Origin of the sequence: Candidatus Magnetaquicoccus inordinatus (genome assembly GCF_004217665.1) — a bacterium.
In the GTDB taxonomy this organism is placed as follows: Bacteria; Pseudomonadota; Magnetococcia; order Magnetococcales; family Magnetaquicoccaceae; genus Magnetaquicoccus; species Magnetaquicoccus inordinatus.
Genome location: NZ_RXIU01000085.1, coordinates 1 through 2,419, shown reverse-complemented (window position 1 = coordinate 2,419; position 2,419 = coordinate 1). Strand labels below are relative to the sequence as shown.

General features: G+C 52.5%; 2 protein-coding genes and 1 tRNA gene. 1 reads left to right on the top strand and 2 read right to left on the bottom strand.

What is annotated here, in order from left to right; translation table 11 throughout:
• Both EJP87_RS17755 and EJP87_RS07975 read right to left on the bottom strand, forming a co-directional pair.
• On the bottom strand, positions 1–492 hold a 492-nt coding region (locus EJP87_RS17755), incomplete at its 3' end, for an ATP-binding cassette domain-containing protein (RefSeq protein ID WP_193771234.1).
• Positions 489–1,694, bottom strand: a complete 1,206-nt coding sequence (locus tag EJP87_RS07975) for an O-succinylhomoserine sulfhydrylase (RefSeq protein WP_130471336.1) — start codon at positions 1,692–1,694, stop codon at positions 489–491. The genes EJP87_RS17755 and EJP87_RS07975, both read right to left, overlap by 4 nt.
• Positions 1,695–1,801: 107 nt before the next feature.
• Between EJP87_RS07975 and EJP87_RS07970 the strand changes: the two genes are divergently transcribed.
• Positions 1,802–1,888: transfer RNA gene (locus EJP87_RS07970), tRNA-Leu, on the top strand.
• The last annotated feature ends 531 nt before the right edge of the window (positions 1,889–2,419 follow it).

Sequence of the window (2,419 nt, the reverse complement as noted above, 5' to 3'; positions counted from 1 at the left end):
AGAAAAGGCATTGAGTGGTCGATGCAACATGTCGCGCTGAAATCCCAAACCCAGCAATAAGGCTCCGGCACGGGCCTCTGCCGCATAGGAGTCCAACTGTTCCAAACGCTGCTCTACCTCCCCCCAGCGTTGACTCAGTCGATCATGGGTGGTGTTGGTATGCAGTTGTGGATCATCCCATTGTTGCTGAAGCTGTTGCCGTTCATCGCGCAGCCGCACCAATTCGGGAATGCCATGCAATGTCTCTTGCAGAATAGAGCGTGCGGAGGGATGCAGCTCTTGTCGCAAGGTGCCGATACGTACTGTTTCCAGTCGTGTTATTTGGCCGGCATCGCTCTCTTCGATCCCTTCGATCATGCGCAACAAGGTGGTTTTGCCGCTGCCATTGGCACCGATCAAGCCGACTTTTTCGCCGGGGTTGATGGCCAGATCGGCTTCGTGCAGCAGGGTTTGCGCAGCAAAGCTTTTACAAATTTTTTCCAGCAGAATCATGATGCACTACGCAGCAAAGCCTGATCGAGATCCGCCAAAATATCTGCAATATCCTCCATGCCGATGGAGAGGCGCACCAGACCGTCGGTCACGCCGGCAGCGGCACGCATTTCGGCACTCAAGCGGCCATGGGTGGTGGTGGCAGGATGGGTGACCAGAGTGCGCACATCGCCCAGATTGGCCGTGATGGTGGCCAATTGCAAATGGTCAATAAAACGGTGTGCGGCAGCCAGCGAGCCCAGATCCACGCAGACTATGGCACCAAAACGGCGCATTTGCCGAGCGGCTAAAGCATGTTGTGGATGGTTGGGCAAGCCAGGATAGTGCACGGCTTGCCCACTGGGCAGACGTTGTTGGAGAAATTGGGCGACCTGTTCGGCATTGTCGCACTGTTTTTCAATGCGCACTGGCAGTGTTTCCAGCCCTTTGAACAATACCCAGGCGTTGAAAGGGGAGAGTGAGGGGCCTGTGTTGCGAATAAAGGGATAAACATGATCCTGCAACAGGGAGCGACTACCGATGATGGCTCCTCCTAAAACCCGTCCTTGTCCATCAAGATATTTGGTTGCCGAATGGACGACCAAATGGGCACCCAAGGATAAAGGACGTTGCAGGCAGGGGGTGCAAAAGACATTATCCACCACCAACAGCAATTGATGTTCCTTTGCCAGTTGTGCCAACAGGGAGAGATCCGCCATTTCCAGAGTGGGATTGGCGGGGGTTTCCAGATAGAGCATGCGGGTGGCAGGGGTAATGGCTTGTCGCCAGGCATCAGGATCGGAAAGAGCAACCTGTGTAGTTTGGATGCCAAATTTGGCAAGCAAGGTGTTGGCGATGGTGGTAGTCGAGCCAAACACCGAGCGGCTCATTACCAGATGGTCGCCCGATGCCAAAAAGGTCAGAAAGACAGTGGTGATTGCAGACATGCCAGAGGCGGTGGCCAGGGCCTTTTCTCCCCCCTCCATGGCTGCAATCCGCTCTTCAAAGGCGGTTACCGAGGGATTGGTAAAACGGCTGTAGATATTTCCCTCTTCGCTACCGGCAAATATGGCTTGGGCCTGGGCAGCCGAGGTAAAGACAAAGCTGGAGTTTAAGAACAGGGCAGGACTGTTTTCCCGCTCTTCGGTCATCCGGCGACCGGCATGCAGGGCAGTAGTCGCTAAACCGGGTTTTCTTTCTGGGGAAAAATCGGAGTGACTCATGGTGTGCTCATATTTTCCTGCTAAGGTTGTCGTCGGCAATTGACAAGGTTGCCTGAACTCTGGTAGCAATGCCAGTGAAAAAATTCTTCACACTCTTGGATCTCTTTGCCCGCGTGGTGGAATAGGTAGACACTGCGGACTTAAAATCCGCTGACCGTAAGGTCGTCCCGGTTCAACTCCGGGCGTGGGCACCAAATTGACCGCCGAATGATGCCGAAAAATACTGAAAAGCCAATGAATTCAACCTTCGTTGGCTTTTTTTGTGTCCGCAGAATAGCGAAGAACACCATAGACAGCTACCCATTTTGTTGGTAACTCTGTTGGTAACATTTCTGACCTGTTGGTAACTTATATATGATATTTATCAAATAATATATTATAAACTGAACTTTAGAGTCGCAACTATCCAATCCAAGCAGGGCAATCGCATTTGCCAATTTTCTCACTGTTGCCACAAGCGAAACTGTGCATGTCGGGCGTCCGCCCTCCCAAAGAGTGCCCCTCCGGGGCACAAATCTGTGCGGCGTGCGCGAATGCTTCGCATTCGCTTCTGTGAAACGCCGCACATTTTCAGCAGGGCTTTGCCCCATAAGCGTTAACCTAACATCCCCAGAGTTGCCATCTGACGCTTTCGTTTCCTTGGTGAATCAGCAAGCCATTCGGTTATTTTGCGCCAGTTTTCCATGACTTCCGTGAAACTGAAAATCGGTAAAACAGCTTGCTGG